This window comes from Streptomyces sp. NPDC046977 (genome assembly GCF_040644455.1).
Classification (GTDB): Bacteria; Actinomycetota; Actinomycetes; order Streptomycetales; family Streptomycetaceae; genus Actinacidiphila.
The window spans coordinates 35,073-61,653 of record NZ_JBEYWO010000018.1; the positions used below are offsets into that span (position 1 = coordinate 35,073).

General features: G+C 71.7%; 24 protein-coding genes and 1 riboswitch. Of the genes, 10 read left to right on the forward strand and 14 right to left on the reverse strand.

Annotated features, from left to right (window positions below; all coding sequences use genetic code 11):
* Positions 1 to 52 precede the first annotated feature (52 nt).
* Positions 53 to 1,045, reverse strand: a complete 993-nt coding sequence (locus tag ABZ883_RS25005; protein ID WP_360909659.1) for an ABC transporter permease — start codon at positions 1,043 to 1,045, stop codon at positions 53 to 55.
* 325 nt (positions 1,046 to 1,370) lie between these two features.
* On the opposite strand from ABZ883_RS25005, the gene ABZ883_RS25010 reads away from it, so the two are divergent.
* A complete protein-coding gene (locus ABZ883_RS25010) occupies positions 1,371 to 2,882 on the forward strand; it encodes a DUF885 family protein (RefSeq protein ID WP_360909661.1) in 1,512 nt (503 codons plus the stop codon).
* A gap of 66 nt (positions 2,883 to 2,948) precedes the next feature.
* Here ABZ883_RS25010 and ABZ883_RS25015 read toward each other — a convergent pair whose 3' ends face one another.
* Both ABZ883_RS25015 and ABZ883_RS25020 read right to left on the reverse strand, forming a co-directional pair.
* Positions 2,949 to 3,728 (reverse strand): enhanced serine sensitivity protein SseB C-terminal domain-containing protein, encoded by a 780-nt coding sequence (locus ABZ883_RS25015; protein ID WP_360909663.1) that lies wholly within the window; start codon positions 3,726 to 3,728, stop codon positions 2,949 to 2,951.
* 54 nt (positions 3,729 to 3,782) lie between these two features.
* A complete protein-coding gene (locus tag ABZ883_RS25020; RefSeq protein ID WP_360909938.1) occupies positions 3,783 to 4,553 on the reverse strand; it encodes an enhanced serine sensitivity protein SseB in 771 nt (256 codons plus the stop codon).
* A 205-nt stretch (positions 4,554 to 4,758) separates the two neighbouring features.
* On the opposite strand from ABZ883_RS25020, the gene ABZ883_RS25025 reads away from it, so the two are divergent.
* Positions 4,759 to 5,466, forward strand: coding sequence for a hypothetical protein (locus tag ABZ883_RS25025; protein ID WP_360909665.1), 708 nt, complete (start codon positions 4,759 to 4,761; stop codon positions 5,464 to 5,466).
* Between the two features lie 56 nt (positions 5,467 to 5,522).
* Here ABZ883_RS25025 and ABZ883_RS25030 read toward each other — a convergent pair whose 3' ends face one another.
* Complete coding sequence (locus ABZ883_RS25030; RefSeq protein WP_360909666.1) at positions 5,523 to 6,104, reverse strand: AAA family ATPase; 582 nt, start codon at positions 6,102 to 6,104, stop codon at positions 5,523 to 5,525.
* A 280-nt stretch (positions 6,105 to 6,384) separates the two neighbouring features.
* Positions 6,385 to 6,487, forward strand: a riboswitch (glycine riboswitch).
* Positions 6,488 to 6,670: 183 nt separating this feature from the next.
* On the opposite strand from ABZ883_RS25030, the gene gcvT reads away from it, so the two are divergent.
* The 4 genes from gcvT (at position 6,671) to ABZ883_RS25050 (ending at position 11,123) form a co-directional block, all read left to right on the forward strand.
* Positions 6,671 to 7,783 (forward strand): glycine cleavage system aminomethyltransferase GcvT, encoded by a 1,113-nt coding sequence (gcvT, locus tag ABZ883_RS25035; protein WP_360909668.1) that lies wholly within the window; start codon positions 6,671 to 6,673, stop codon positions 7,781 to 7,783.
* A gap of 86 nt (positions 7,784 to 7,869) precedes the next feature.
* Entirely contained in the window at positions 7,870 to 8,250 is a 381-nt protein-coding gene (gcvH, locus tag ABZ883_RS25040) for a glycine cleavage system protein GcvH (RefSeq protein WP_360909670.1), read from the forward strand.
* 64 nt (positions 8,251 to 8,314) lie between these two features.
* Positions 8,315 to 9,586 (forward strand): serine hydroxymethyltransferase, encoded by a 1,272-nt coding sequence (glyA, locus tag ABZ883_RS25045; protein ID WP_360909672.1) that lies wholly within the window; start codon positions 8,315 to 8,317, stop codon positions 9,584 to 9,586.
* Between the two features lie 154 nt (positions 9,587 to 9,740).
* Positions 9,741 to 11,123, forward strand: a complete 1,383-nt coding sequence (locus ABZ883_RS25050; protein ID WP_360909674.1) for an L-serine ammonia-lyase — start codon at positions 9,741 to 9,743, stop codon at positions 11,121 to 11,123.
* Between the two features lie 91 nt (positions 11,124 to 11,214).
* Here the strand turns inward: ABZ883_RS25050 and ABZ883_RS25055 are convergent, their stop codons facing one another.
* The 7 genes from ABZ883_RS25055 to ABZ883_RS25085 all read right to left on the reverse strand — a co-directional run bounded on the left by ABZ883_RS25055 (position 11,215) and on the right by ABZ883_RS25085 (position 17,365).
* Complete coding sequence (locus ABZ883_RS25055; RefSeq protein ID WP_360909676.1) at positions 11,215 to 11,523, reverse strand: hypothetical protein; 309 nt, start codon at positions 11,521 to 11,523, stop codon at positions 11,215 to 11,217.
* 28 nt (positions 11,524 to 11,551) lie between these two features.
* Entirely contained in the window at positions 11,552 to 11,812 is a 261-nt protein-coding gene (locus ABZ883_RS25060) for a Txe/YoeB family addiction module toxin (protein ID WP_360909678.1), read from the reverse strand.
* Positions 11,809 to 12,066 (reverse strand): type II toxin-antitoxin system prevent-host-death family antitoxin, encoded by a 258-nt coding sequence (locus ABZ883_RS25065; protein WP_360909680.1) that lies wholly within the window; start codon positions 12,064 to 12,066, stop codon positions 11,809 to 11,811. The genes ABZ883_RS25060 and ABZ883_RS25065 overlap by 4 nt, the downstream gene beginning before the upstream one ends.
* A gap of 135 nt (positions 12,067 to 12,201) precedes the next feature.
* Complete coding sequence (locus tag ABZ883_RS25070) at positions 12,202 to 13,653, reverse strand: GH1 family beta-glucosidase (RefSeq protein WP_360909682.1); 1,452 nt, start codon at positions 13,651 to 13,653, stop codon at positions 12,202 to 12,204.
* A 184-nt stretch (positions 13,654 to 13,837) separates the two neighbouring features.
* Positions 13,838 to 14,758, reverse strand: coding sequence for a carbohydrate ABC transporter permease (locus ABZ883_RS25075; RefSeq protein ID WP_360909684.1), 921 nt, complete (start codon positions 14,756 to 14,758; stop codon positions 13,838 to 13,840).
* Between the two features lie 14 nt (positions 14,759 to 14,772).
* Positions 14,773 to 15,765, reverse strand: a complete 993-nt coding sequence (locus ABZ883_RS25080; protein WP_360909686.1) for a sugar ABC transporter permease — start codon at positions 15,763 to 15,765, stop codon at positions 14,773 to 14,775.
* Between the two features lie 274 nt (positions 15,766 to 16,039).
* Positions 16,040 to 17,365 (reverse strand): extracellular solute-binding protein, encoded by a 1,326-nt coding sequence (locus ABZ883_RS25085; RefSeq protein WP_360909688.1) that lies wholly within the window; start codon positions 17,363 to 17,365, stop codon positions 16,040 to 16,042.
* 467 nt (positions 17,366 to 17,832) lie between these two features.
* Here ABZ883_RS25085 and ABZ883_RS25090 point away from each other — a divergent pair, with 467 nt between their 5' ends.
* Positions 17,833 to 18,876 (forward strand): LacI family DNA-binding transcriptional regulator, encoded by a 1,044-nt coding sequence (locus ABZ883_RS25090; RefSeq protein WP_360909690.1) that lies wholly within the window; start codon positions 17,833 to 17,835, stop codon positions 18,874 to 18,876.
* Between the two features lie 173 nt (positions 18,877 to 19,049).
* Here the strand turns inward: ABZ883_RS25090 and ABZ883_RS25095 are convergent, their stop codons facing one another.
* From ABZ883_RS25095 to ABZ883_RS25105, 3 genes are read right to left on the reverse strand one after another with little or no spacing between them, the layout of a single operon-like run.
* Positions 19,050 to 20,750, reverse strand: coding sequence for an FAD-binding oxidoreductase (locus ABZ883_RS25095; RefSeq protein WP_360909692.1), 1,701 nt, complete (start codon positions 20,748 to 20,750; stop codon positions 19,050 to 19,052).
* Between the two features lie 11 nt (positions 20,751 to 20,761).
* Complete coding sequence (locus tag ABZ883_RS25100) at positions 20,762 to 21,469, reverse strand: lysophospholipid acyltransferase family protein (RefSeq protein ID WP_360909694.1); 708 nt, start codon at positions 21,467 to 21,469, stop codon at positions 20,762 to 20,764.
* A gap of 39 nt (positions 21,470 to 21,508) precedes the next feature.
* Positions 21,509 to 22,315, reverse strand: a complete 807-nt coding sequence (locus tag ABZ883_RS25105; RefSeq protein WP_360909696.1) for an SDR family oxidoreductase — start codon at positions 22,313 to 22,315, stop codon at positions 21,509 to 21,511.
* A 328-nt stretch (positions 22,316 to 22,643) separates the two neighbouring features.
* Between ABZ883_RS25105 and ABZ883_RS25110 the strand changes: the two genes are divergently transcribed.
* The 3 genes from ABZ883_RS25110 to ABZ883_RS25120 are packed head-to-tail and all read left to right on the forward strand — an operon-like array spanning position 22,644 to position 26,580.
* Positions 22,644 to 23,471 carry a hypothetical protein gene (locus ABZ883_RS25110; protein WP_360909698.1) on the forward strand — a complete coding sequence of 276 codons (828 nt, stop codon included), beginning with the start codon at positions 22,644 to 22,646 and terminating at the stop codon, positions 23,469 to 23,471.
* The gene (locus ABZ883_RS25115) at positions 23,471 to 25,786 is read left to right on the forward strand and encodes an SDR family oxidoreductase (protein WP_360909940.1); all 2,316 of its coding nucleotides are present in this window, start codon (positions 23,471 to 23,473) and stop codon (positions 25,784 to 25,786) included. The genes ABZ883_RS25110 and ABZ883_RS25115 overlap by 1 nt, the downstream gene beginning before the upstream one ends.
* Positions 25,786 to 26,580, forward strand: a complete 795-nt coding sequence (locus tag ABZ883_RS25120; protein WP_360909700.1) for a ferritin-like domain-containing protein — start codon at positions 25,786 to 25,788, stop codon at positions 26,578 to 26,580. The genes ABZ883_RS25115 and ABZ883_RS25120 overlap by 1 nt, the downstream gene beginning before the upstream one ends.
* The last annotated feature ends 1 nt before the right edge of the window (position 26,581 follow it).

A 26,581-nucleotide genomic window follows, 5' to 3' on the forward strand; every position in this document is an offset into this window, starting at 1 on the left:
CCTATCGGTGAGAAGCCACCTGACGAGAGCGGCAGGGGCGGGCGAGCAAGGGCTAACGGGAGCCCTTCGGGTCCAGCGCATCCCGTACACCGTCTCCGAAGAGATTGAAGGCGAGCACGGTGATGAAGATCGCCAGACCCGGGATCAGCATGAAGAGCGGGTCCGTCTCGTAGAACGACAGCGCCTTGTAGAGCATCTGGCCCCACGAGGAGGTGGGCGGCTTCACGCCGACCCCGAGGAAGCTCAGTGCGGCCTCGGTGAGGATGTTGGTCGGGATCATCAGCGTCGCGTAGACGGTGATCGGCGCGACCAGGTTCGGCAGCAGCTCACGGAAGAGGATGTACGAGCGGCCGGCGCCCAGGCTGCGCGCGGCGTCGACGTACTCGCGCTCGCGCAGGCTCAGCGTCTGGCCGCGGACGATGCGCCCGACGTACGGCCATCCGAAGAAACCGATGACCACGACCAGGACGCCCATACGGACGCCGGTGCCGCTGAAGCCGAGCAGCGAGTTCGGCATGACCGAGACCAGGGAGATGATGAAGAGGAGTTGCGGGAAGGCCAGCAGGACGTCCATCACACGGCCGATCGCAGCGTCGACCCAGCCGCCGAAGTAGCCGGCCACGATGCCGAAGAAGGTCCCGAGGACCACGGCCACCACGGCGGACAGGAATGCCACCAGCAAGGAGATCTGGGTGCCGTAGACGATGCGGCTGAAGACGTCGCGGCCGTTGACCGGCTCCACACCGAAAAGGTAATCGCCGCTGATACCGCCCCATTTGCCGGTGGGGGTACCGAAGAGCGGGTCGATCTTGTCCTCGTGGAAGTCGTTCGGCGGATGGCCGAACGCGCTGACGATCAGGGGCGCGAAGATCGCGACGAGGACGAGGAGGACGACGATGACGCCGCCCGCCAGCGCGACTTTGTCGCGCTTGAGGCGCATCCATGCGATTCGCCCGGGCGAACGCCCCTCGATCGCCTTCGCGGGTATGTCGGCGGCCACGTCGGCGACGGCCGTTTCAGCGGTGTCGTGCAGCGGTGCTGTCATGTCTCCTCGTGCATCCCCCTGCCGGCGGTGGCCGGCTTCGCCTGGCCGTCCGCCCGGGTCGACGGAGCGGACCGACCATGTCGGGCGCAGCTCTTGGTGGTGGTGCGGTGTCGCTGGGCTGTGTGCTGGACGTGTGATGAGTCGTTAAGGCCTGGTGAGCAGCAGCCTTGAGGCGTGAGTCTTCAACGGGGCATCGATCAGGCGCCAGACCTGGCGGTGAATGTATGCGCAACCGTGATGTGGTGACCCTTCGCCTGCTATTACCGCAGTGTTACGCGCGTTGACAGATCGCCGGGAGTGCTCCGGACTCGCTACCGTCGGGGCCATGAATGATCGGCTGCGCGCGGTGTGCGACCTCATGGTTCCCGTCGTCAGGGAGATGGCGGGGCTGCACGAGTACGACGGTCAGGTCCAGGATCTGTCCCCGGACGGCGTGCGCCGCGGCCTGTCCGCGCTGGCCCTCGCACGGCGCCGCGAGACGGCCCTGGAGGACCCGCACGACGAACGGCACCTTTCGGTCTTCGAGGACACCCTCAAGGTCCAGTACGGCGAGCTGGAGCTGCACCGGCGCGACCCCTATCCGCATCTGTCGAACCTCGAACTGACCGCCTACGACCGGGAGTACGCGCCGCGCGAGGAGCTCGCCGAGGCCCGCAGACGGCATCTGGTGCAGTGGCCGGACGCCGTGGACGCGGCCGTCGCGTCCCTCGACCGGGTGAGTGCGCCCGTCGCCGGGGCACTCCTGGGGGCGGTTCGCGGGCTGGCCGCCGGCCTCGACCCGGACCAGGAACCGGAGGCCGGTCCCGCGCTCGCCGCGCACCGCCGACTGGTGGACCACATCGCCCGCGCCGCCGAGACCGGCGACCCCGACCCGCGGCTCGGCGGTGACGCCCTCGCCCTGCTGATGAGCAGTCAGGAAGGCCTGCCGGTCGACCTGTCCGCGCTCGCGCGGGAGGCCGAACGGGAACGCGACCGGCTCACCGAGCTGCTGACCGAGTCCTGCCGGCGGCTCGACCCGGAGCACACCGTCGACGAGCTGATCCCGCGGCTGCTCGCGGACCACCCCGGCGCGGAGGGGGTGATCCCCGAGGCCGCCCGGCTCACCGAGGAGGTCATCGAGTTCACCCGGCGCCGGCGGCTCGTGCCGTGGCTCGACGGGGACTGCCTGGTGGGTCCCGCGCCGCCGTCGCGGCGCTGGTCGATGGCGATGATGACCTGGGCGGCCCCCGAGGAGGCCGACAGCGCCTCCTGGTACCACGTCACCCCGCCGGAGCCGGAGTGGCCGGAGGAGGAACGCGAGGAGTGGCTGTCGGTCTTCAGCCGCACCAGCCTGCCCGCGATCACCGTGCACGAGGTCGCACCGGGGCACTTCGCCCACGGCCGGGCACTGCGGCACGCACCCACCCAGGTCCGGCGGGTGCTGCACTCGCTCTCCTTCTGCGAGGGCTGGGCCCACTATGTGGAGGAGGTCTGCCTGGAGGAGGGCTTCCGCTCCCGCGACCCCCGCTTCGCGATCGGCGTCGCCCTGGAGGCGCTCGTCCGCGTCACCCGGCTCGCCTGCGCCATCGGGCTGCACACCGGGGCGATGACGCTGGAGGAGGCCACCGCGCGGTTCATGCGCGACGCCCACCTGCCGCGCGCGGGCGCGGCCTCCGAGGCCCGCAGGGGCACCTTCGACGCGGCCTACGGGCGGTACACCTGGGGCAAGTTGGAGATCATGCGGCTGCGGGAGCGGGCCCGGCAGGAGTGGGGGCGGGACTTCACGCTCCAGCGGTTCCACACGTCCCTGCTGGAGCTGGGCAGCCCTCCGCTCGGACTGATCCCCGCGGTGCTCTGACGGGCCCGGGAGGACGGACGGACCCCGGGGCGGCCGGGGCGGACCCCTCGGCCGCCTGCTGGGGCCTCAGTAGCGCTGCGGCGCCCAGCCCCCTTGGACGGCGCCGGCACCCCCGCCGCCCACGTGCGCGTCACGGTCGTAGAAGGGCTGCGCGGCGGACCGCATCCACATGCCGACGGGGTCGTACTCGTCGGCGAGGGCCACCGCGGCGACGGGCAGCCCCTGAGGCACCGCGGGAAGGGCGGACTGCATCATCTGGCGCACCGTCTCCGCGGACTGGGGGCCCGCGTCGTAGAGGTCGACGCCGATCGCGAGGTACGGCTCGCCGAGGACCGGCTGGACCCAGGCGCGCCGCAGGGAGCGCACCGAGGGGGTGCGGTGGGCCTGCTGCGACAACAGGGCGTAGTACTGCGGGATCTGCAGCGCGGGTTCGGCTATCCGCAGCGGTCCGGCGGGGGCCTGGTCCAGCCCGAGACCGATCCGGCGCAGGTCGAGCCAGGGAACACCCACCCCGCCGCCGGGCGCGTGCGGGTTGAGCCACAGGCCCCAGCGGTCCGGGAAGAGGGAGGCGGCGACCTCCCGTCCGGACACGACCTCGTGGGCGCGGGTCCAGCCGCTGGCGGCCAGTTCGCGCGAGGAGGTCACGCAGGGGGCGTAACCGAGGCCGCCCACCTCCATGTTGCCGTACTGCGCGTCCGCACCGCCGGGCGTGCCCTGCCACAGCAGCATCCACACCTCGCCGTCGGCGAGCGCGCCCAGCAGTGTCTCGTACGCGTCGAACCCACCGGGCGTCACCTGCCGCAGCGCATGCTCCAGCCCACCGTCCCCTCCCGCGCCCGCGCCCACGTGACCCGTCCTTCCGCCGCTGCGTCGTCTGCTGCTTCGCCTGCCGGACCTAGGTTATGCGCCGGCACCGACAAAGAAGGGTCGCACGCGTTCGACCATCCAGTCCCCCACGGGGTCCTGTGCGACGTCGAGCAGGACGAGATTGACCGGCCACGGCACCGGGACGGCGCCGAGCGCCGTGCCGAGCGCGGTCATCGCGGCGGCCCGGTCCTCCTCCTGCCAGCGGTCGAGTTCGACGCCGATGAAGAGCACGGCCGGGTCCCCCTCGACGCTGGCCAGGGCACGGCGGGCGGTGAGCACGACGGGGGTGACGGCGAACTCGCCCGCGGCGACGGCCAGGAACTCCACCGGCTCCTCGTCCGGCGAGGGCTCCCACAGCCGCACCCGGGCGCCGGTCGGCGTGCCGGGCTCGCGGGCCGTGCGGCACAGTTCCATGACGGCGGGCGGGGGCAGCGGAATCCCCACCGCGCCACCGGGGTTGACCGCGATGCCGACCTGCGGCGGCAGTCCGCGCGCGAACTCGCGGGCCGGGGCGACGGCGAAGTCCATGCCCTGCGCGGCGTGCAGGAACTGCTGCTCGGAACTGAACACCGGGACGAAGGCGCCGCCGCCGAGCTCGATGGTGGGCAGGTCCAGATCGGCGCTGGCCTGGCTGCCGCCGGCCGGCAGCGGGATCCACAACTCCGAGCGGCCGAGCACCTCCAGGACCCGGGCGGTCGCGCCGGGATCGCCGAGGGCGGCGGTGAGGACTTCCTCGAGTTCGTTGGCGGGCCAGGTACCGGCGGCCTGCTCGCCGGCGAACGCCGGGGCGAATCCGTCGGGTATCCGCTGCCCAGGGATGTTCACTGCGTCTCGCCTCGCAATAACCGGTCGTGGTGCCCTCTGCCAAAACCCTATCCGCAGGCGGGTCCCGCGGGCCCCTCCGGGCCCGGAACCGTCACAGCAGGCGACCGTCCGGTTGCGAGGGGTCACGACTTCTCACAAGGTGGGGCAGGCAAGGACAAAACCCTCACTTGGGAGATTCCTCAATATGCGCATCACCAGGACCACCTCCGCCCTCATAGCGGCCGCCGTCTGCGGCTCGCTGACGATGGGCCTCACCGGCGGTGTCGCGAGTGCCCACGCCCCGGTCCGGATCACGGCCGTTCACCTGGCGCCTGCCGCCGATGCGGCGGATTCCGGCCGTGCCGACCTCATCGCCAAGCTGGGTGACACGCTGTCGATCGGCGCGAAGCTCACGCAGGAGGCCCAGGCCCAGGCTCCCGACTCCGCGAAGCTCGACGAGCTCCGCCAGGGCCTGGAGGAGGCGACCCAGCAGCTGTCCTCGGTCGTCGACCAGGCGGCCGCCTCGGCGGACCCGTCGGCCGAGGACTCCTCCGTCCCCGCCGACCCGGCCGCCGACCCTCAGTTCGCCGGGGTCGCCCAGCCCGCCGACGGCAGCGAGCGCGCGGCCGACGCCGTGTCCGACGTCCAGGCCCAGCTCAAGAAGCTGGTGGACGACGTCACCGCGCTGGTGGCGGCGGTCGTGGCCAAGGACCTCGCGGGGGTCACCGCCGGTGTGACCAAGGTCGTCGCCGACCTTCAGGCGCTGCTGCTGTCCGTGCCGAAGCTGCTGACCGGTCTGCTTCCCCTTCCCCTTCCGATCCCGCTGCCGCTGGAGGACGAGTCGGCGCAGGACCCGCAGGCCGCCCCGGGCGTGCCCGTGGCGCCCGAGGCCGCTGCCCCGCCGGTCCAGTAGTCCGCCGGCAAGGCAGGTGGCGCCCGGTCACCGCAGCACCGTGGCGGCCCGGCCGCTCAGCCGTCGAAGTCGATGGCCTCGAGCTGCCGGGCCGCTTCGCGGTCCAGCAGCACCGCCGAGGTGCACGCGGCCGGCAGCCGGCTCTCCTCGGCCGCGCGCAGCAGCAGCCGCGAGGCCCGCTGGTGCCGGGCCATGGCGTACGCCGACACCCCCCGCCCCCGCGCCCGCTGCCCGTCGCGGGCGGCCTCCACGGGCACGTCGAGCAGCACCAGGTGCATGCCCCGGCCGCGGCGCCGGGCCTCCCGTCCGACCCAGGCGCGCACCCACGGCAGGGTGCCGCAGTCGTGCAGGGCGACGCCGGCCCCGGAGCGCAGTGCCCGCCACAGCCCCAGGTAGTGCGCCAGCCGCACCAGGGGGCGGTAGACGGCGTACGGCAGCAGCCGCGGCATGCGGGCCTGCCAGCGTTCGCGGACGTCCTGGGAGTCGATCAGCACGGTGTCACCGGACACGCGGCGCATCAGCGTGCTCTTGCCGCCGCCGGGGAGCCCGGAGACGATCAGCACGTCGCCGGCGGGGTAGCGCAGCCGCCGTACCCGGGTGCGCCCCGCGCGCAGATCCACCAGCCTGCGCGGGCGCACCGAGCGTGCGGCGCGGACCGCGCCGCGGGAAGGGACCGCCGGCCGTGCGGCCGCCGGAGGGGAAGCGGCCGGTGCCCCGGCCGTCGCATACGCACTCTGCCACCGCACAGTCGCCCTCCCGGTGAGACTTTCAAGAAATGGTAAATCCTCGGTATGCACCTACCCAGGGAAGCGACGCGGTGACGACACGATCGGGACCCGACCGGGACATCGGGGACACGACCGCGACAAGGCGGAGCGGCCGTGCAATGATGGCGGCCTCAATCACATATCGGCCGTTCGAGGCCGCGCGGGAGAGTTCCCCGCTCCCGCCGTGGCGGGCGGGGCGCCGAAGGAGCAAGTCCTCCCTTGAATCTCTCAGGCACAGATACCGCGCGTCCGAGGCACATCTGAAAAGCGGGCGAGCCCTCCCGGTCGGGGGCGGCCGCCCCACCCAAGGTGCAAACCGGGGCTCCTCCGCGCGGAGGGTCCAGGTGAACCTCTCAGGTTCCGATGACAGATGGGGAGGGCACGCCCCCTTCCTGTCATCGTCCGACCTGTTTTCCATGTCCTTGGGAGCCCGCCCGATGAGTGAACCCCGCCGTACCGCGCTGGACGCCCTGCACCGGTCCCTCGGTGCCACCATGACCGACTTCGCGGGCTGGGACATGCCGCTGCGGTACGCCAGCGAGCGCGACGAGCACACCGCCGTACGGACCAGGGCCGGTCTGTTCGACCTCTCCCACATGGGCGAGATCACGGTCACCGGCCCGGCCGCGGGCGAGGCGCTGGACTTCGCGCTGGTCGGCCACATCTCCGCGCTGGCCGTCGGCCGCGCGCGCTACACGATGATCTGCGCCCCCGACGGCGGCATCCTGGACGACCTGATCGTCTACCGCCTCGGCGAGCAGGAGTACATGGTCGTCGCCAACGCCTCCAACGCGCAGGTGGTGCTGGACGCCGTGACCGAGCGGGCGGCCGGCTTCGACGCCGCCGTGCGCGACGACCGTGACGCGTACGCGCTGATCGCCGTCCAGGGGCCGCAGTCCCCCGGCATCCTGAAGTCGCTGACCGACGCCGACCTCGACGGGCTGAAGTACTACGCCGGACTGCCCGGCACGGTCGCCGGCGTCCCCGCGCTGATCGCCCGGACGGGGTACACCGGCGAGGACGGCTTCGAGCTGTTCGTCGACCCGGCCGACGCCGAGAAGCTGTGGCAGGCGCTCACCGACGCGGGCGCGGACGCCGGCCTGGTGCCGTGCGGCCTGTCCTGCCGGGACACGCTGCGCCTGGAGGCGGGCATGCCGCTGTACGGGAACGAACTGACCACCGCCCTCACGCCGTTCGACGCCGGCCTCGGCCGGGTCGTGAAGTTCGACAAGCCCGGTGACTTCGTGGGCCGGCAGGCGCTGGCCGCCGCGGCGGAGCGCGCCGCGGCCCAGCCGCCGCGCACGCTGGTGGGCCTGGTCGCCGAGGGCCGCCGGGTCCCGCGCGCGGGCTACCCGGTGGTGGCCGGCGGCGCCGTGATCGGCGAGGTCACCTCGGGAGCCCCGTCCCCCACCCTGGGCAAGCCGATCGCCATGGCCTACGTGGACGCCGCGCACGCCGCGCCGGGCACCTCCGGTGTGGGCGTGGACATCCGCGGTACGCATGAGCCGTACGAGGTGGTGGCCCTGCCGTTCTACAAGCGGCAGCGCTGAGGCCCCGTCCGTACCCCGGGCACAGCCGTCCCACCTGTCAAGACAGCCGTTCACCAGCACATCCCGTCATCCAGGAGAATCACGTCATGAGCAACCCCCAGCAGCTGCGTTACAGCAAGGAGCACGAGTGGCTGTCGGCCGCGGACGCGGACGGCGTGTCCTCGGTGGGCATCACCGAGCACGCGGCGAACGCCCTCGGCGACGTCGTCTACGTCCAGCTCCCGGCGGTCGGCGACTCGGTGTCCGCGGGCGAGACCTGCGGCGAGCTGGAGTCCACCAAGTCGGTCAGCGACCTGTACTCCCCCGTCTCCGGTGAGGTCACCGAGGTCAACGAGGACGTCGTCAACGACCCCTCCCTGGTGAACTCGGCCTCCTTCGAGGGCGGCTGGCTGTTCAAGGTGAAGGTGTCCGAGGAGCCGGCCGACCTGCTCTCGGCGGACGAGTACACCGCCTTCACCGGCAGCTGACGCCGCCGCGGCGCCCCGCCGCCCCGACCTGCCCACCCCGACCTCCGGACGGATGACCCCCCAGATGTCGCTTCTCAACAGCTCCCTGCACGAGCTCGACCCCGACGTCGCCGCCGCCGTCGACGCCGAACTGCACCGCCAGCAGTCCACCCTGGAGATGATCGCCTCGGAGAACTTCGCTCCGGTCGCGGTGCTCCAGGCCCAGGGCTCGGTGCTGACCAACAAGTACGCCGAGGGCTACCCCGGCCGCCGCTACTACGGCGGCTGCGAGCACGTCGACGTCGTCGAGCAGCTCGCCATCGACCGGGTCAAGGCGCTGTTCGGCGCCGAGCACGCCAACGTCCAGCCGCACTCGGGCGCGCAGGCCAACGCCGCCGCGATGTTCGCGCTGCTGAACCCCGGCGACACGATCCTGGGCCTGAACCTCGCCCACGGCGGGCACCTGACCCACGGCATGAAGATCAACTTCTCCGGCAAGCTCTACAACGTGGTCGCCTACCACGTGGACGCCGAGACCGGCCAGGTCGACATGGCCGAGGTCGAGCGGCTGGCCAAGGAGTCCCGGCCGAAGCTGATCATCGCCGGCTGGTCCGCGTACCCGCGGCAGCTGGACTTCGCGGCCTTCCGGCGGATCGCCGACGAGGTCGGCGCCTACCTCATGGTCGACATGGCGCACTTCGCCGGCCTGGTCGCGGCGGGGCTCCACCCCTCCCCCGTGCCGCACGCGCACGTTGTCACCACGACCACGCACAAGACCCTGGGCGGCCCGCGCGGCGGCGTCATCCTGAGCACCGCCGAACTCGCCAAGAAGATCAACTCGGCGGTCTTCCCGGGCCAGCAGGGCGGCCCGCTGGAGCACGTCATCGCGGCGAAGGCGGTGGCCTTCAAGGTCGCGGCGAGCGAGGACTTCAAGGACCGCCAGGTCCGCACCCTGGAGGGCGCGAAGCTGCTCGCCGAGCGGCTGACGCGGTCCGACGTCGCCGAGGCCGGCGTCTCGGTGCTGTCCGGCGGCACGGACGTGCACCTGGTCCTGGTCGACCTGCGCGACAGCGAGCTCGACGGCCGGCAGGCCGAGGACCGGCTGCACGAGATCGGCATCACGGTCAACCGCAACGCCGTCCCGAACGACCCGCGCCCGCCGATGGTCACCTCCGGTCTGCGGATCGGCACGCCCGCGCTGGCCACCCGCGGCTTCGGCACCGACGACTTCCGCGAGGTCGCCGACGTCATCGCCGAGGCGCTCAAGCCCGGATTCGACGCGGAGACCGCCAAGGCGCTCGGCGCCCGGGTCGCCGCGCTCGCCGGGAAGCACCCGCTGTACCCCGGCCTGAAGTAACGGCCGTCACCCGGTGTGCGGGACCGCCCGGGCGGGCGGTCCCGCACACTGGACCTTGCGCGCCACACCCGTGCACGCCATCCGCACCACCCGGCGGCGATCCCGCCGGCCACCCACGGACAACGGGGTCCGTGAACCCGAGGAGTCCTTCACCGTGGCCATCTCCGTCTTCGACCTCTTCTCGATCGGCATAGGCCCCTCCAGCTCGCACACCGTGGGCCCGATGCGGGCCGCCCGGATGTTCGCCCAGCGCCTGAAGAACGACGGACTGCTGGTCGGCGTGGCCTCCGTGCGCGCCGAGCTCTTCGGGTCCCTCGGGGCCACCGGGCACGGCCACGGCACCCCCAAGGCGGTCCTGCTGGGCCTGGAGGGCGAGTCCCCCCGCACCGTCGACGTGGAGACCGCCGACGAGCGTGTCGAGCTCATCCGCAGCAGCGGCCGCATCAACCTGCTCGGCGCCCACGACATCCCGTTCTCCGCCGACAACGACCTGGTCCTGCACCGGCGCCGCTCCCTGCCGTACCACGCCAACGGCATGACGCTCTTCGCCTACGACGAGTCCGGTGCGCCCGTGCTGGAGAAGACCTACTACTCGGTGGGCGGCGGCTTCGTCGTCGACGAGGACGCGGTCGGCGAGGACCGCATCAAGCTCGACGACACCGTGCTGAAGTACCCCTTCCGCACCGGTGACGAGCTGCTGCGCCTCACCCAGGAGACCGGCCTTTCCATCTCCGGCCTGATGCTGGAGAACGAGAAGGCCTGGCGCTCCGAGGCGGAGATCCGGGCCGGGCTGCTGGAGATCTGGGGCGTCATGAAGGAGTGCGTCGCCGCGGGCATGACCCGCGAGGGCATCCTCCCCGGCGGCCTCAAGGTCCGCCGCCGCGCCTCGGCCACCGCCCGGCAGCTGCGCGCGGAGGGCAACACGGCCGCCCACGCCATGGAGTGGGTGACGCTGTACGCCATGGCCGTCAACGAGGAGAACGCGGCGGGCGGCCGCGTCGTCACCGCGCCGACCAACGGCGCCGCCGGCATCATCCCGGCCGTCCTCCACTACTACGTGAACTTCGTGGCCCAGGCGTCGACGGAGGCGGAGAAGGAGGACGGCGTCGTCCGCTTCCTCCTCGCGGCGGGCGCGATCGGCATGCTGTTCAAGGAGAACGCCTCGATCTCCGGCGCCGAGGTCGGCTGCCAGGGCGAGGTCGGCTCGGCCTGCTCGATGGCCGCGGGCGGGCTCGCCGAGGTCCTCGGCGGCGGGCCGGAGAAGGTCGAGAACGCCGCGGAGATCGGCATGGAGCACAATCTGGGCCTCACCTGCGACCCCGTCGGCGGCCTCGTCCAGATCCCCTGCATCGAGCGCAACGGCATGGCGGCGGTCAAGGCCGTCACGGCCGCGCGGATGGCGATGCGCGGGGACGGGCGGCACCACGTCTCCCTCGACAAGGTCATCAAGACCATGAAGGAGACCGGGGCGGACATGAAGGTCAAGTACAAGGAGACCGCGCGGGGCGGTCTCGCGGTGAACGTCATCGAGTGCTAGCCCGCGGGGCGGGTCCCCGCGGGGTCATGCCTGGCCCGGAGCCCCCCGCGAGAACCTCGCGGGGGGCTCCGCCGTTCCATGTGCCGTGCCGTCAGGCCGCTTCGCGCTCGAGCAGTTCCACCAGGCTGCCGAAGTAGGGGCCGTTGCCGGCGTCCCAGCCCTCCTGGGCACCGAGCTCGATCTGCAGTTCGCGAGCCGCGGCGAGGAGTGCCCGCGCCAGGGGACGGCGAATGTGCTCCGGGTGCGCCTCGAAATCCACGCCGTAGTCGAAGATCTCCCACTGCAGGCTGTCGAGCCCCTGCGCGCGAAGCTGCTCACGGGTCCGGTCCAGCAGGCTGTTCCAGCCGCGCCGGCCGACCGACCAGTCGCTTCCGTCGCTGAATCCCACTATGGCGGACATCAGTACCCGTCTCCCGGAAACGCAGTCGTCAGCTCTCGTAGTGGTATCGGCACTGCGCGACCAGAATCGAGTCGTCCGTGACTTTGTGGATCAGTCGGTGCTCGTCATTGATGCGGCGCGACCAATAGCCATGGAAGCCGTGCTCGAGAGGTTCGGGTTTGCCGATTCCCTCATTGCCGTTGCGTGCCACATCTGCGATGAGCGTGTTGATCCGCTTCAGAAGCCTGCGGTCCTGGACCTGCCACCAGAGGTAGTCCTCCCAGGCACGGGAGGAGAAGGTGATCTTCACTCCGGGTCCGTCAGCTCCCGCACCGTGCCGCCGCCGTTCTCCAACTCCTCGACGGAAGCCAGGAGGCGGCGTGCGTTCGCGGGGCTGCGCAGGAGATACGCCATCTCCTTCAAGGACTCGTAGTCCTCGAGGGAGACGATGACAACCGGCTCGTGCCCGGCGCGCGTGATCACTATCTCTTCGCGGTCGTCGGTCACCGCGTTGAGCACTTCCGCGTACCTCGCCCGCGACTCCGAGTACGACATGGTCTTCACAGTCGGCCTCCTACAGGTACAAAAAATTGTACGTCCTGCGGTGCGAGCGGGCAACGGCACGGGCGCCGGGGGTGCCGTCGCCCCACACGGCGGCACGCCCGGCGCCCTTCGGCCCCGCGATCGGTCGGTCGGCGCCTACTCCTCGCCGGCGGGGAGCGCGTTCTCCCGGATCACGTTCGCGTACCAGTGCGCGCTCGCCTTCGGGATGCGGCGCTGGGTCGCGTAGTCGACGTAGATCGTGCCGAAACGCTTGGAGTAGCCGTAGGACCACTCGAAGTTGTCCAGCAGGGACCACAGGAAGTAGCCGCGGACGTCCGCGCCCTGGGCGATGGCCTCGCGCACCGCGTCCAGGTGGGCGTGGAGGTAGCTGATCCGCTGCGGGTCGTTGACCACGCCCTCGGGCGAGACGTAGTCGTCGAAGGCGGCGCCGTTCTCCGTGACCATCAGGGGGAGTTCGGGGTGCGAGGCCGCCAGGTCGGTCAGCAGGGTGCGCAGTCCGCTGGGGTCGATGGCCCAGTTCATCGCCGTGAGGTTGTCGTTGGCGAGGTGGAAGGCGATGTGCTCGGAGCCGCTCCACGGCGAGTGGTCGCTCGCGCCGTGCCCGTCGTTCTTCGTGGTGCCGGCGCCGTCGGCGGGCAGCGAGACGACCGTCGGGGAGTAGTAGTTGACGCCGAGCACGTCGATCGGACGGGAGATCTCCGCCAGGTCGCCGTCGTGCACCAGGTGGTCCCAGTCGACCAGGTGCCGGGTGTCCTGGCGCAGGTCCTCGGGGTAGGCGCCGTCCAGGATCGGGCCGGTGAAGACCCGGTTGCCGACGGCGTCGATACGGCGTGCGGCCTCGATGTCGCCGGCGCTGTCGGTGAGCGGGCGCACCTGGTGCAGGTTGAGCGTGATGGAGGTCTGCGCGGACGCCGGCAGGGCGGCCCGCAGGGCACCGATCGCCAGGCCGTGGCCCAGGTTGAGGTGGTGGGCGGCGCGCAGGGTGGCGGCCGCGTCGGTGCGGCCCGGCGCGTGCACGCCGGAGCCGTAGCCGAGGAACGCCGAGCACCACGGCTCGTTGAGGGTGGTCCAGACGCCGACCCGGTCGCCGAGGGCGCGGGCCATGATGTCGGCGTACTCGGCGAAGCGGTGGGCGGTGTCGCGGTGCGGCCAGCCGCCCGCGTCCTCCAGCTCCTGGGGCAGGTCCCAGTGGTACAGGGTGGCGACCGGGGTGATGCCGGCCTCCAGCAGCTCGTCGGTGAGCCGGCGGTAGAAGTCCAGGCCGCGCTCGACCGCGGGCCCGCGGCCGGTGGGCTGCACGCGGGACCAGGAGACGGAGAAGCGGTACGCCTGGAGTCCGAGGTCCTTCATGAGCGCGACGTCGTCGCGGTAGCGGTGGTAGTGGTCGGCGGCGATGTCCCCGGTGTCGCCGTTTCTGACCTTTCCGCGGGTGTGGCTGAAGGTGTCCCAGATGGAGGGGGTCCGGCCGTCCTCGGCTGCGGCTCCCTCGACCTGGTACGAGGCGGTGGCGGCTCCCCAGATGAAGCCCTGCGGGAAGGAAGAGGCCGAGGCCGGCCGGGGGCTCGCCTCGGGTCGTACGGCGGTCATCGTGAGAACGCTCCCAAAGTATCGGGTGAACGGCCGGGACAGCGGGGTCCGGCTCGCGGGACGTGCGGCGGGGACGTGGGCGTGGGCGCCCGCCTGGTGCGGCCCGCCCTCGGGGCGGGCCGCGGGGGACGGTGGACGCGGCGGCACCTGGGCTGCCGCGGCCTCCGGCCCGGTGCGGGTGGTGTCAGCCCTTCACGGCGCCCGCCATGATGCCTCCGACGATCTGCTTGCCGAAGATGACGAACACCAGGAGCAGCGGCAGGGTGCTGATCAGGGCGCCGGCCATGACGATGCTCTGGTCCGGGGTGTAGGAGGCGCTGAGCTGGCCGAGGGCCACCTGGATCGTGGGGTTCTGCTGGTTCAGCGCGAGGAAGGGCCAGAAGAAGTCGTTCCACGCCTGGACGAAGGTGAGCATGCCCAGCACCATCATCGCGGGCCGCGCCACCGGCAGGACCACGCTCCAGACGATCCGGAGGTTGTTCGCGCCGTCCACCTTGGCGGCTTCGATCAGTTCGTAGGGCAGTGCCTCGATGAGGTACTGGCGCATGAAGAAGACACCGAAGGCGCCGACGAGAGTCGGGAAGATCACCGACTCCAGCTTTCCGCCCCAGCCGATGTCCGACATCATCATGAACAGCGGGACGACGCTGAGCTGCGGCGGAATGGTGAGCGTGGCGATGACGGCCGTCATCAGGGCGCCGCGCCCGCGGAACCGCATCTTGGCGAAGGCGTATCCGGCCAGGGTGCAGAAGAACAGCGTGGCGAGCGTGATGCAGCCGGACACCACGATGCTGTTGACGATCGCCTTGCCCAGGTTCGCCTGTTCCCAGGCCGCCTGGAGGTTGCTCCACAGGCGGCCGCCCGGCACGAGCGGCGGCGGCGTGTCCAGGATGCGCTGCTGGTCGTGCGAGGCGGCGACCAGGGTCCAGTACAGGGGGAAGATCGAGCCCAGGCCGACGACGACGAGAGCGGTGTAGGTCAGCGGGCCGGCCTTGAGTTGCTGGCCGGCGCCGAGCTTGAGGCGGCCCCGGCCCCGTCCCTGGGGCTTGGGCAGACCTGCCGCACGAAGGTCCGGTGCGGTGCTGGTGGGACTGGTCGTGGTCATCGAAGTCGCTCCCGTCAGGCCGCGCTCTTGCGCACGAGCCGGCCGACGATCCAGTTGATCAGGGCAATGAGCAGCAGCAGGACGAGCATCGCCCAGGCCACGGCCGCGGCCGGGCCCAAGTGCCCCAGCTTCCAGCCGTAATTGAAGAGATAGATGCTGAGGGTCTCGTACTGGTGCTCGCTGCCGCCGATGGATCCGAGGGTTCCGCCCTGCAACAGCAGCGGCTCACCGAAGAGCTGCATCGAGCCGATGGTGGAGATGACGATCGTGAACAGGATCGTCGGCCGCAGCGAGGGGATGGTCACCTTGCGGAACTGCTGCCACCGCGAGGCCCCGTCGATCGCCGCCGCCTCGAACAGGTCGGCCGGCACGGCCTGCATGGCCGCCAGGTAGATCAGCGTGTTGTAGCCCGTCCAGCGCCAGATCACGATCACCGAGATGGCGATCTTGGACGTCCACTCCCCGTTGCCCCAGTCGATGTTGTGGAACCCGACGAAGTGCAGCACCCAGTTGAGCAGACCGCCGTCGGCCCGGAAGACCAGGGCGAACACCAGGGCCGCGGTCGCGACCGAGGTCGCGTACGGGGTGAGGATCACGGTCCGCCACACGGTGCTGGCGCGCAGCTTGTAGTTGAGCAGGTGCGCGAGCCCCAGCGCGACGAGCAGCTGGGGGACGGTGGAGATGACGCCGATCACGAAGGTGTTGCCGACGGCCGTCCAGAACTCGGAGTCCTGGAGGATCTTGGTGAAGTTGTCGAAGCCCACCCACTGGGACTGGTCCAGGCTCGTCATCTCCACCCGGTGCAGGGCGATCCACCCGGTGTAGAGCAGCGGGTAGAGGCCGAAGGCGCCGAAGATGAGGAAGAAGGGCGCGATGTACGCGTAGGGGGAGGCCTTGTCGTCGAAGCGCCACAGCCGGCTGCGCCACGCCTGCCTGCTGTTCGACGCGGCGCCGGGGCCGCTGGGCGGCGGGCTGACGGCGTCCGGGGTGGGGGTCGTTGTTGCCACGGAGGAGGTCCTTCTCTGGGGTTCGGCCGGGTACGTTCGGGACCGAAGTCGCGTCCTTGGGCCGGGCGCCGGTCCCCTCATCCCCCGAAGCGGGTCGGTGCGGTTCCGGGCGCGGCACGGCCGGCACGGCACCGGGGCCGCACGGCGGGCGCCGCGACGCCCTCGCCCTCACGGGCCCGGGTGCCCCGCCCCCGCGGCGGGCCCGAACCCGCCGCGCGGCCCGGGCACCCGGGCCGGTGCGGGCGGCAGCCAGGGCCGCCCGCACCGGAGTGCGTCAGCCGATCGCCTTGTCGATCGCGTCGGTCGCGGCCTTCCACGCGTCGTCGGGCTTGGTGCCCCGCTGCTCCATGTTGTTGATCTGCGTGGAGATCGTGTCCTTGATCACGCCGTCCTTCGCGCCGAGCACCGCCTCGGGGATGGACTTGGCCTCCTCGGCGTAGAGCTGGCCGATGGGGGCGTCGCTGAAGTACGCGAGGGTGGCGTTCTTCACGTCGGGGAGCTCGTAGGCGCCCTGGTTCGACGGGAAGATGCCGGCCGCCTTGAACACGGCGGCCTGCTGCTCGGGGGCCGTCAGCCACTTGACCAGGTCAGTGGCCTCCTTGACGTGCTTGCCGCCCTTGGGGACGGCCAGGAAGGAACCGCCCCAGTTGGCCGCGGTGGTGCCGGGCGCGCGGGAGATGTCCCACTTGCCCTTGTAGGCGTCGCCGGAGTTGTTGGAGATCTGGTTGGCCATCCACGCCGGGCAGGCCACGGTGGCCACGGAGCCCTTGCGCAGCGCCGCCGTCCAGGCGTCGGTGAACTGCGGCAGGCCCTGGGTCAGCTTCTTCTGCGCGGCCTCGGCGGCCAGGTTCCAGCCCTGCTGCACGGCTGGGCTGTCCTTGTAGATCGGGTTGCCGTCGGCGTCGTAGTACTGCTTGGCGTCCGAGCTGACGACCGCGTTGTACATGGCGCTGGCGGAGTCCATGAAGAAGGTCCCGGCGGGCGCCTTCGCCTTGTACTTCTCACCGAGCTTGAGGTAGTCCTCCCAGCCGCCCGCGACCGCCTTGGCGACCTCCGCACGGTCGGTCGGCAGGCCCGCCTGCTGGAAGAGGTCCTTGCGGTAGCACAGCGACATCGGGCCGATGTCCGTGCCCGCGCCGATGACCACGCCGTCCTTGGTGGTGGCCTGCTTCTCCTTCCAGGACACCCAGTCGCTCACGTTGATCGACTTGCTCAGGTCGGCGAACTTGTCGGCCTGGGTGTCGACGACCTCCTTGATGCGGCCGACCTCGATGCCGGTGACGTCCCCGAGACCGCTCCCCGTGTTCAGCTGCTGAAGAAGCTTCGGGTAGTAGTCCTGCTCGTTCGCAGTGACTTCTTCCTTCACCGTGATGTTCGGGTGGAGCTGGTGGTACTTGGCGAACAGGTCGGCTTCCTTGTAGCCGAACTGTCCGAAGTCGGCCACGGTGAGAGTGATGCCGCCGTCGGAGGCGGACGCGTCCGAGTCGCCGTCGTCACTGCTGCTGCATCCCGTGAGCAGCAGAGCCGAGGCCGCCAGGACCGACGTGGTCAGGACCGCCACTTTGCGGCCGCGACCGCCGCCGGTGCCAGTTATGCGCATTTCCACTACTCCTTGTTCCAGTGGGGGAACGGACCTCAGGATTCGGGCCGCCAGCGGTCGACGGTCCTGACCAGTCCCTCGCGGGTCGAGCGCCGACCAGCGCGAGAGCGCCACGCACGGCGCAAAAGCACTGGTCATACGGCATTCGTTGCACGATCGGAGGGAAAGGCCTGCGGTTCTTCGGCGCCGCGCGAGACGCCCCCGGCGAACCGTGGGACCGCTCCCATGCGGCATGCCGGAAGACTCGTTCGTGACGGGCCGGATGTCAAGAGTTGAAAACGACGTCGTTGCGCAAGCGTGTCCGTCGCGTCACATCGATGTGTCGCGCCGCGGAAGCGTGGTGCACAATCCTCGCAGGTCACGGTCGACAGGCCGCGGGAGTGCGGCCGGTGGGCCACCCCAGGACCCCCCTCCCGGTTTCCGGGGTCACAATGAAGCAGCCCGCGCAGTACGCCGGAAGGTGAATCATGAGTCCTGCCGCACAGCCACCAGAGGTCACCCGAGCCAGACGCCCCACGCTGAACGCGGTGGCCGCTCGCGCCGGTGTGGGCCGCGGCACGGTCTCCCGGGTGATCAACGGCTCGCCCAAGGTCAGCCCGCAGGCCCGCGCCGCCGTCGAGAAGGCCATCGCCGAACTCGGCTACGTCCCCAACCGCGCGGCACGCTCCCTGGTCACCAGCCGTACCGACTCCATCGCCCTGGTCGTCCCCGAGTCCGAGACCCGGCTCTTCTCCGAGCCGTACTTCTCGGCCATCATCCGGGGCGTCAGTTCCGGCCTCGCCGACTCCGACATGCAGTTGCTGCTGGTGCTCGTGCGTGACGAGAGCGAGCGGGCCCGGCTCGCCACGTACCTGACCGAACAGCGCGTGGACGGCGTGCTGATGGTGGCGGTCCACCGCGACGACACGCTCCCCGACCTGCTGGCCGAGCGCGCCATTCCGACGGTGCTGGCCGGACGCCGCGGCGCCGAGGAGCCCCTCGGGCACGTCCGCGCCGACAACGAGGGCGGCGCGCGGGCCGCGGTCCGGCACCTGCTCGACGGGGGCCGGCGCACCATCGCCACCATCACGGGCCCGCTGGACATGGACGTCGCCCGGGGGCGTCTCGACGGCTACCGCAACGCCCTGCACGCCGCCGGGGTCGTGGCCGACGAAGAGCTGATCGCGGCCGGTGACTTCACCGAGGACGGCGGGCGGGCCGCGATGCGCGAACTGCTGCGGCGGCGCCCCGGACTGGACGCCGTCTTCGCCGCCTCCGACGTGACGGCGTCGGGCGCCATCCTCGAACTGCGCGCGGCAGGGCGCCGGATACCCGAAGACGTCGCCGTCATCGGCTTCGACGACTCGATCGTGGCACGGCACACCGAGCCCCCGCTGACCAGTGTCCGCCAGCCGATCGAGGAGATGGGCCACACCATGGCGAAGCTGCTCCTCGACGAGATCGCCCAGTTCGGCACGGGCCGGCGGGAAGTCGTCCTGCCCACGCGGCTGGTGGTGCGGCAGTCGGCGTGAGCGCTCCCGGACGGTGAGTCCGGGCGCGCCGGAACGCGCCGGCCGCGGACTCGCGGCCACGGCGCCGCCGGCGGGGCGACCGGGAGGACCCGGACCCGCGCGCGGCACCGGCCGGGGCCCCGCGTGCCCTCGGGGCGGCGGATGCGGAACCCCGCGGCGACGCGCCGCCACGCTCAGACCACGATCTTGCGCGGGTTGAAGTTGCCGCCCGGGTCGGCGGCCTCGAAGAGCCCCGCCATGACCGCGACGCCCTGCGCCGAGATGTCCTCCGCCAGCCACGGCGCGTGCTCCAGGCCCACCCCGTGGTGGTGCGAGACCGTGCCGCCGGCGTCCACGAACGCCTGCTGGATCGCGCGCTTGACCGTGTCGTACTCGCCGAGCGGGTCGTCGCCGAAGACGAAGGCGAAGGTGAAGTACAGGCAGGCACCGGAGCGGTACGAGTGCGACAGGTGGGACATCGTCCAGCCCCTGCAGCCGATCTCCTCGTACGCGCGGTCGGCCGCCGCGTGGACCGCCGCGTGGATGTCGCGCAGCTTCGACCAGGGACCCGCGGTCTCGCTCACGTCGCCGGCGGCGCCGCGGTCGAGCAGGAAGTCGCGGATGTACGGCGTGTCGAACTTCTTCCGGTCGTAGAGCGCGCCGGGTCCCTTGCCGACGCCGATGCCCTGGTGCTTGCGCACGATCCGGTCGATGTGCGACTTCTGGAGCTTCACATGCGCCTCGCCGCCCTCGAAGCCGATGAAGGACAGGCACATCTCGTCGAGCTTCCAGCCGCGCCTCTTCAGGTACGCCGTCAGCGCTGCCTGGGCCGCCTTCCTGACGCCCTTGGACTCCTTGCCCGTTGCCAGGGAGAAGCCCGTCTCGTGGGCGTCCGAGACCCGGGTGACCGAGGGCGAGACGTCGCTCTCGGCGATCTCCCGCATCGCGGCGAGGCCGTGGTCGAAGTCCTTGAAGAAGTACGCGTGGATGGCCCGCCGTTCGGGGATCCGGTGCACCTGCACCGTGATCTCGGTGATGACGCCGAGCCGCCCCTCCGAGCCCACCACCATCTCCCGCACGCTCGGCCCGGTCGACGCGCTCGGAACGGGGCGGATCACCAGGACCCCGCCGGGCCGCACGACCCGCAGCCCCTTGACGATGTCCGCGATGTCGCCGTACTTGTCCGACTGCATGCCGGACGAGCGCGTGGCGACCCACCCGCCGAGCGAGGAGTGGGTGAACGAGTCGGGGAAGTGGCCCATCGTCCAGCCGTGCCGGTTGAGTTGCTCCTCCAGGTCCGGTCCCAGCGTCCCGGCCTGGATGCGTGCCAGGCCGGAGTCGGTGTCGATCTCCAGCACCCGGCGCAGGCGGCCGAGGTCGAGCGAGACGACCACCCGCGGCTCGTCCGGGTGCGGCTCCAGGCTGCCCGCGATGTTGCTGCCGCCCCCGAAGGGGATGATCACGGCGTCCGCCGCGACGGCGGCGTCGACGACGTCCCGCACCTGCGCCTCGTCGGCCGGGTAGACGACCACATCGGGACAGCGCGCGATCTCGCCGGCGCGCAGGCGGACGAGGTCGCGCAGGCTCTTGCCGTACGTGTGGACGACCCGGTCGAGGTCGTCCACGACGGCGTTCCCGGGCTCGACGATGCCGCGCAGCGCCGCGACGAACTCCTCCGGTGCCGTCGAGGCGGGCACGTCGACCCGCGAGAAGTCGGGCCGTTCGGTGCGCGCGGCCGCGCGGAGGTCGAGCCCGACGGCCCGGTGGACGAACGGGGCGAAGGCGGGCTTGTCCTCGTGGTGGAAGCCGACGCCTTCCACGCCCCAGCCCCACCACTTCATGTGTGCCACCTCAGCGGTGCGCGGTGCCTCGGTGCGACGGGCGGGTTCGGTCACGGCGGTCTCCTTCAGGTGTGACGGCGTGCGGTGGTGCGCGCGCCGAGGATCCGGTCGGTGTGCTCCTCGGCCAGGGCGGCGACCGCCGAGCGGATGCGTTCGCTGAACTCGCCCACCTGCTCGCCGGGACGGGCGGTGAGCGGTTCGCCGAAGACCACCCCGACCGGCAGGCGGCCCGGCTGGGGCCAGTTCGATCCGCGGGGGTGCGCCGCGTGCGCGCCGATGACCGCGACGGGGAGCACCGGCACCGCGGCCGACGAGGCGAGCGCCGCCGCCCCGGGCTTGAACGCCCCGAGCGATCCGTCGCGCGAGCGGGTGCCCTCGGGGAAGATCAGCAGCGGCACTCCCCGGTTCAGCAGCGATCTGGCGCTCACCTTGCGGGCGCCTGTCCCGCTGCGGTCGACCGGGAAGGCGTTGAAGAACAGGGCGGTCAGGCCCCGCCGCCGCCACACGTCGAAGAAGTAGTCGGCGGCCGCCCCCACCGCGAGGTAGCGCGCCAGCCGGCGGGGCAGCGCGCCCATGATGAGGGGCGTGTCGAGGTGCGAGGTGTGGTTGGCGACGACGACGTACGTGTCCTCGACGGCCGCCAGCCGCTCGCGCCCGAGCACCGTGACGGTGGTCACGCTCCAGACGACGGGCTTCAGCAGCCCGCGCTGCGCGACGAATCGCGCGGCGGCGTGGGAACGTGACGTGAAACGGTCGCGCATCGTCGCGGCCATCCGCTTCCTTCCGGTGCGGGATCGCCCGCACTGCTTCTTTCAGGGAGTGGGAATGTCATTGCGGCTGGACGAGATCCGCCGCGAGATCCACCGCACCGAGCGGCGCGGAAGATGGCGCGTGCACCAGATGAGCAGCCGGTACCGGAAACTCGGTACGGAAATGACCCGTCCGCGCCGTACGTCGCGCAGGCTCGCCTCCACGAGCCGGTCGACGTCGAGCCAGAGGAAGTCCGGAATGCCCGACGAGCGGATTCCGGCCCTGGTGTGGAATTCCGTGCGGACCCAGCCCGGACACAGCGCGGTCACGGTGACGCCCGTGCCGTGCAGTTCGTTCGCCAAGCCTTCGGTGAGCAGGGTCACAAAGCCTTTGACGGCCGAATAGCTGCCCATCGTGACGAAGCCGGCCGTGCTCGACACATTGATGATCGTGCCCCGGCCGCGCTCGCGCATGGCCCGCCCGGCGGCGCCGGCGAGCACCATGACCGTGCGCCCCATGACCTCGATCGCCCGGTCGTGCGGAACGGTGTCGGCCGAGGTCATCGATGCGTGCACGCCAAAGCCGGCGTTGTTGACCAGCATGTCCACCGGACGGGCGCGGTCCACCAGCCGGGCGGCGACCCGCTGGACGTCGGCGCGGTCGGACAGGTCGGCGCGCAGCACCTCGACGGTGCGGCCCCGGGACGCGAGCTCGGCCGCCGTCCGGTCGAGCCGCTCGCGGTCGCGCGCCACCAGGACGAGGTCCCATCCGCGGTCGGCCAGAGCGCGTGTGTACGCCGCGCCGATTCCCGACGTGGCACCGGTGACAAGTGCGACCCGCGTCCCGCTCAGCATGGTTTCACAGGGCATCTGATCGGCATACGAACTCCCCGCTCGTGACGGCGATATGAGGTGGCAAGCGCTTTCACACCGGTGGTCCGGAACCGTTCTTCCGCGCCACCTGACGGGCGGGCCGGAAAGCGGGCATGGCACACCCCTGTTTTCCGGCCCACATCCTTCGACCGGGCACGCGCCGATCCTGTGACACCCGTTTTCGGGCCGCGATCACGCGAACTCGGGAATCGTCCCGGCTGTCACAGATCGGCCCCCTGCCCGGTCGCAGCTCATGGCCCCGGCGGCGTTTCGCCGCGTTCCGGGATCCCCGCAGGAATTCCCCCCACCCCCAGAAAGCCCGCGCATGGACTCACACGACGAGGCGCCGACCACGCCGCCCGGTACCGCGGGCTTCGACGTGCGGGAGTTCGCCCGTACGGCACACGGCAGCCACCGCGGAACACTCGACCTCGCCGCGCTCGACCGGGAGCCGCTCGACGCCCCGTCCGCCCGGCTCGTCCGCGCGCTGCGGGACACGGAACGCGCGACGCTGCACCGCGTACGCGACCTCCTGGTGACCGCCACGCACAAGGACGCCCGCGTCACCGCGTTCCTCACGACCTGGATGTTCGAGCGGTTCTGGATCGCCGACGCCCTCGACGCCGTCCTGGACGCCTCGCCCGCCGCCCGCGCTCTCCCGCCGAGCGCGGGCCCGCCGCGGTGGTCCCTGGCCGAACGCCGCGAGCGCCGCGGCCCGGTCCGCCGCTCCCTCGTCGCGGGCGTCACCGGCACGCAGATCGTCGCCGAGCACATGACGACGGGCCTGGTGGACGAATGGGTCACCGGTGCCGCCTACCGGCGGCTGGCCGGGGTGTCCCCCGCCATGGCGGCGGTCGTCGACCCCGTGGTGGAGATCAAGGGGCGTCACATCGCCTTCCTCGCCGAGGAGGCGGAGCTGCGCCTCGGGCGCTCGGTCCGCGCCCAGCGCCTCACCCGCCGTGCCCTGCGGCACTCCGCCTGGCCGCTGGGCTGGGCCGGCCGCTCCGCGCACGAGCGCGACTTCTTCGAACGCCAAGTCTTCGGCGGCCGGCACGGAAGGGCCGAGGCGGCCCGGGTCCGCACGCTGGTCGCCGCACTCCCCGGCATCGGTCCCGGTGTCGCAGCCACCGTGGAATCGAGGCTCCTTCCGTGATGCCGCACAGCGCGAAGACCGACCTGGGCACCGCGCACGTCCTGCTCACCGGCGCGACCGGCTTCGTCGGGCAGGCCGTGCTGGAGCGGCTGCTCACCGATCACCCCGGCACCCGCGTCTCGCTCCTCGTGCGCGGGAAGGGCCGGCAGACCGGGCAGGACCGGCTCCGGCAGCTGCTGCGCAAACCCGTCTTCCGGCGCTGGCGGGAGGCCGTGGGCGCCGAGGAGGCCGAACGCGTCGTCCGCGAGCGGATCACGGTGCTCGACGGCAGCATGACCGCCGTTCCCGAACTGCCCTCCGATCTGGACGTGGTGATCCACTCGGCGTCGGTCGTCTCCTTCGACCCGCCCGTCCACGAGGCGTTCGACACCAACGTCAACGGCGCGGTGAACCTCTACGAGGCGCTGCTCGCCTCCGGGGCGGACCCGCACGTCGTCCATGTGTCGACCTGCTACGTCGGCGGCCTGCGCCGCGGTGTGGTGCCCGAGGCCAGGCTCGACCACGACGTCGACTGGCGCACCGAGTGGCGCTCCGCGACCCGGGCCCAGGAGCGCACCGAACTCGCCTCGCGGGAACCGGCGCAGCTGGAGCGGTTCATGTCCCGCGCCCGCGGCAGCCACGGCAAGCAGGGCCCGATCGCGGCGGCCCGCGCGAGCGAGGAGGCGCGGCGCGCGTGGGTGCGTTCGCAGCTCGTCGACGCGGGCCGGCGGCGCGCCCAGAGCCTGGGGTGGACGGATGTCTACACGCTGACCAAGGCGCTCGCCGAACGGGCCGCGGAGGACCTGTGGGGCGAGGCCGGGCACCGGCTGTCCGTGGTCCGGCCCGCGATCATCGAGAGCGCCCTGCGGCATCCGTTCCCCGGCTGGATCGACGGCTTCAAGGTCGCCGACCCGCTGATCTTCGCCTACGGCCGCGGCCAGTTGCCGGACTTCCCGGGGCTGCCCGACTCCATCCTCGACGTCATCCCCGTCGACTTCGTCGTCAACGCCATTCTCGCCGCCGCGGCCAACCCGGCCCCCGCCGACGAGCCGGCGTACTTCCACATCGCCTCGGGCGCGTCGAATCCGCTGCCCTTCCACCGCATGTACGACAACGTGCGCGCGTACTACCTGCGGCACCCGCTCCCGGGGGACGACGGCTTGGTCTCGGTGCCGACCTGGAAGTTCGCGGGCGAGCGCACCTTCAACCGGCGGCTCGCGCTGGCCCGGCGCAAGGCCGATCTGTGGGACGCCGGCCTGCGGCTGCTGCCCAACGACGAGCGCCGCCGCACACTCGCCGCGCGCAACGCCAAGCTGCGCGCCGGCATCGCCACCCTCGGCACCTTCACCGATCTGTACCGCGCCTATGTGCGGACCGAGATCATCTTCGACGACCGCAACGCCCGCGCCCTCCACCACGCCCTGCCGGCCGAGGTGCGCGAGGACCGCGGCTTCGACGTGGAACGGATCGACTGGGAGGAGTACCTGCAGCAGGTCCACCTGCCGTCCCTCGGCGAGTTGACGGCGGTCCACCGCCGCCGCAAGGCCGCTGCCGCCCGGCCGGCCGGCAGCCGCCCGAAACCCGCACTGCCGCACCGCACCGACGTACTCGCCGTCTTCGACCTCGAACGGACCGTGGTCGACTCCAACATCGTCGAGCAGTACCTCTGGGTGCGCACCTCGGGCTTCCGCAAGGCGGCCTGGCCGAAGGAGGTCGCCGACCTGCTCGCCTCGCTGCCCGGCTACCTCCGGGCCGAGCGGCGCGACCGCGGCGAGTTCATCCGCGCCTTCCTGCGCCGCTACCGCGGCATGCCGCTCGCCCGTCTCGAAGAGGTCGTCGCCCGGCGCGGCTACGCCGCGGCCGTGCTGCGGCACACGAGCGCGGACGCCCTGGAGCGCATCCGCGAGCACCGCGCGGCAGGGCACCGCACCGTCCTGGTCACCGGTTCCATCGGCCTGCTGGCCGCGCCGCTCGCCGGGCTGTTCGACGAGGTCGTCGGGAGCACGATGCACACCAAGGACGGTGTGCTCACCGGCTGGCTCGACAAGCCCCCGCTCGTCGACGAGGCACGGGCCGCCTGGCTGCGGCGCTACGCCGAGGAGGGCGGCTACGACCTCGCGGCCTCCTACGGCTACGGCGACAGCCACTGCGACCTGGCGTGGCTGTCGCTGCTGGGCAGGCCCTCGGCGATCAACCCCGACGCCGGACTGGCGCGCGAGTCGCACCGGCGGCACTGGGGCATCCACCGCTGGAAGCGCGGCGGCCCGGGCGTACTCGGCGAGATCACCGCTGCCGGGCCGGCGACGCCGGCGGGCACCGACGAGAAGAGCGACTGATGGCTTTCGACATGGACAAGTACGCGCAGAACTCCGCGGCGGTGCAGTGGGCCGACCTCGACTTCGACGCGTTCGAGCGCGACCCGCTGCCCGAGGGGACACTGCGCACGCTGCGGTACATGTGCGACATCGAGTACCACACGGTCTGCTACATGCGTGATCTGCTGACGACCCCGTCCCACAACGAGCCCGCGGTGGGCACGTTCATGACGATGTGGAACCGCGAGGAGTTCTGGCACGGCGAGGCGCTCGCGGCCGTGCTCGAACGCCACGGGATCCGGGTCGACTTCGACGCGCTCAGGGCGACCCGGCTGAAGCTCGGCTGGAAGGACCGCCTGGGGACGGTGAAGCAGACGGCGATGAGCCGCCTGGTCGGCCACGACTTCGTCGCCGTCCACATGGCGTGGGGCGCGGCCAACGAGTGGTCGGCGACCGCGGCGTACCAGCGGCTGGCCGCGCTGGAGACCCATCCGGTGCTGGTGACGCTGCTCAAGCGGATCGCGCAGCAGGAGACGAAGCACGTCGCCTTCTACGCGTCCCAGGCGCGCGAACGGCTCGCGGCGAGCAGGAAGGCCCGGGTGTTCGCCCGGTTCGCGCTGGAGAAGGCCTGGGGCCCGGTCGGCTCGGGCGTCATGTCCGAGGACGAGGTCACGTACGTCATGACCCGGCTGTTCGCGGGAGCCGAGGGCCGCAGGCTCGTCCGCGAGATCGACGCGCACATCGCGAAGCTGCCGGGCATGGACGGGCTGCGCATCGTCGAGGACTCCATGGACGAGCGCGGCATCCCCGCCTGAC

Bases quoted from the DNA above. Each gene is read 5' to 3' on its own strand.
- ABZ883_RS25005 (WP_360909659.1), bottom strand. From the start codon at position 1,045: ATGACAGCACCGCTGCACGACACCGCTGAAACGGCCGTCGCCGACGTG.
- ABZ883_RS25010 (WP_360909661.1), top strand. From the start codon at position 1,371: ATGAATGATCGGCTGCGCGCGGTGTGCGACCTCATGGTTCCCGTCGTC.
- ABZ883_RS25025 (WP_360909665.1), top strand. From the start codon at position 4,759: ATGCGCATCACCAGGACCACCTCCGCCCTCATAGCGGCCGCCGTCTGC.
- gcvT (WP_360909668.1), top strand. From the start codon at position 6,671: ATGAGTGAACCCCGCCGTACCGCGCTGGACGCCCTGCACCGGTCCCTC.
- gcvH (WP_360909670.1), top strand. From the start codon at position 7,870: ATGAGCAACCCCCAGCAGCTGCGTTACAGCAAGGAGCACGAGTGGCTG.
- glyA (WP_360909672.1), top strand. From the start codon at position 8,315: ATGTCGCTTCTCAACAGCTCCCTGCACGAGCTCGACCCCGACGTCGCC.
- ABZ883_RS25055 (WP_360909676.1), bottom strand. From the start codon at position 11,523: ATGTCCGCCATAGTGGGATTCAGCGACGGAAGCGACTGGTCGGTCGGC.
- ABZ883_RS25070 (WP_360909682.1), bottom strand. From the start codon at position 13,653: ATGACCGCCGTACGACCCGAGGCGAGCCCCCGGCCGGCCTCGGCCTCT.
- ABZ883_RS25075 (WP_360909684.1), bottom strand. From the start codon at position 14,758: ATGACCACGACCAGTCCCACCAGCACCGCACCGGACCTTCGTGCGGCA.
- ABZ883_RS25085 (WP_360909688.1), bottom strand. From the start codon at position 17,365: ATGCGCATAACTGGCACCGGCGGCGGTCGCGGCCGCAAAGTGGCGGTC.
- ABZ883_RS25090 (WP_360909690.1), top strand. From the start codon at position 17,833: ATGAGTCCTGCCGCACAGCCACCAGAGGTCACCCGAGCCAGACGCCCC.
- ABZ883_RS25100 (WP_360909694.1), bottom strand. From the start codon at position 21,469: ATGGCCGCGACGATGCGCGACCGTTTCACGTCACGTTCCCACGCCGCC.
- ABZ883_RS25105 (WP_360909696.1), bottom strand. From the start codon at position 22,315: ATGCCCTGTGAAACCATGCTGAGCGGGACGCGGGTCGCACTTGTCACC.
- ABZ883_RS25110 (WP_360909698.1), top strand. From the start codon at position 22,644: ATGGACTCACACGACGAGGCGCCGACCACGCCGCCCGGTACCGCGGGC.
- ABZ883_RS25115 (WP_360909940.1), top strand. From the start codon at position 23,471: ATGCCGCACAGCGCGAAGACCGACCTGGGCACCGCGCACGTCCTGCTC.
- ABZ883_RS25120 (WP_360909700.1), top strand. From the start codon at position 25,786: ATGGCTTTCGACATGGACAAGTACGCGCAGAACTCCGCGGCGGTGCAG.